At 47.9% G+C, this 1,642-nt stretch carries 1 protein-coding gene; it reads left to right on the top strand.

Annotated features, from left to right (window positions below; all coding sequences use genetic code 11):
- Positions 1–273 precede the first annotated feature (273 nt).
- The gene (locus tag MICAI_RS15800; protein WP_157221762.1) at positions 274–1,023 is read left to right on the top strand and encodes a PEP-CTERM sorting domain-containing protein; all 750 of its coding nucleotides are present in this window, start codon (positions 274–276) and stop codon (positions 1,021–1,023) included.
- The last annotated feature ends 619 nt before the right edge of the window (positions 1,024–1,642 follow it).

Genomic DNA, 1,642 nt, shown 5'->3' with positions numbered 1-1,642 from the left:
GGGGGTTTTCTCCGAAAAATGTATATTATTGCTAAGATTCCGCCCTCTCTTCTCCATCTATCCGAGCAGGCCAGCAGATGTGTTGAAGAATTGTGAGAAATCTTTACTTTTCTTAACTTACACTATATTGGAAAAAATGACCAATATTTTTTAGGTCGATCTTAAAAAAATCTAAAATTTTTCGGGAGACCACCGGGAAGTCGTTGTATGATGCGCCTATCTCATACCCCGGTTTTTTTTATCCTCGTGTCGTTGACACAAGCAGAAAAAACTATGAAAAGACAAACGCATCATGGCAATTTGGTACGCAGCATTATCCCTATCACCATGCTGGGGTTCATTACCTTGGCAGCTCCGCCAACTCAGGCTGCGCTCATCCATCAATACCGACTGGAGGGGAGCTTCGCCGACGACCTCGGCGGTCCAAACCTCGTCCCGGATGGGGGTACTCTGGGATCGACGAGCTACGCCTTCGGACCGAACCAGGGGCTGTCCCTCAGTAACGGGCTACCAGACCCCGCAAATTACTCCATCGAGACGATCTTCCGATTCGCAGACCTGAGTGGATACAGGAAGATCCTCGACTTCAAAGACCTCAGCTCGGACAAAGGACTCTACACCTTAGACACTGCCCTCAGTTTCTACGACGTCGCAGACGGCCCCGCCAGTGCCTTCATCCCTAATGTGGACGTTCGGCTGATCGTGACCCGTGATGATACCACGGACGAATTCGTCGGCTACGTCAACGGCGTCCAGCAATTCACCTTCACTGATAGCTCGGCTCTCGCCGTTTTCACGGCCACGAACAATATCATCCAGTTCTTTAAAGACGATTTTACGACTGGCCAAAGCGAGGCATCTGCTGGCATCGTTGATCTGATCCGGATCTACGATGCCCCTCTGTCTGCAACGGCAGTCGCCGCCCTTGGCGGCCCACCAGTGCCGGTACCCGAACCTTCAACGCTCCTCCTACTTGCCAGCACCGTCGGGCTGCTCGGCTGTGTTAGGCTGCGTCAGAAGTAGCTTGAGTCCACATCGAACGATAGCTATCGCTCTTGGAGGGAGTCTGGCAAAAGTCTTACAGTCTCTAAACTCTAGCTCTCTTATGGGGTAAGCCTTCAAGCTATCGCTAACTAACAGAAACCCGAAATTTGAGTTTTTATTAGAAAAAAAGTTAGCGATCACTTGTCAAGCAAGGGTTTCAGAATCTGGATTCGGTCAGGGGTTTCCGAAAGTTCCAGAAGAGCGCTATACTTTAGACGTTCATAATCTGAGATTTATTATTAAACTTCTGAAATCGTAGAGTCAGCAAGGAATCCAGTGCGATTGCCAATCTTGTAGGGTGCGTTCCCTGATGCAACTCCTAATTACTCCGCCAATAAATTCCTGGGAACGCACCAAGATTATGAACTTTGAGCAAGCGATCGCATCTGTAGGGTGCGTTCCCCGAAGCCTTTGGGTTTTGCCAACCAGATTTGGACAGAACTATAATAACAATTGTATTTAACCATGTACAACTCTGATGAGCGTCAACATTGTCAACTTTAGTGAAGCCCAAAAAAACTTTAAATCTGTAATAGACACAGTAGCCAATGACAAAAACTGTACTTTCATTGTCAGAGGAGATACAGAAGATGTTGTC

The organism is Microcystis sp. T1-4 (assembly GCF_000297435.1).
In the GTDB taxonomy this organism is placed as follows: Bacteria; Cyanobacteriota; Cyanobacteriia; order Cyanobacteriales; family Microcystaceae; genus Microcystis.
The sequence above is the reverse complement of the archived record's forward strand: the minus strand, read 5'-3'. Positions and strand labels throughout refer to the sequence as shown.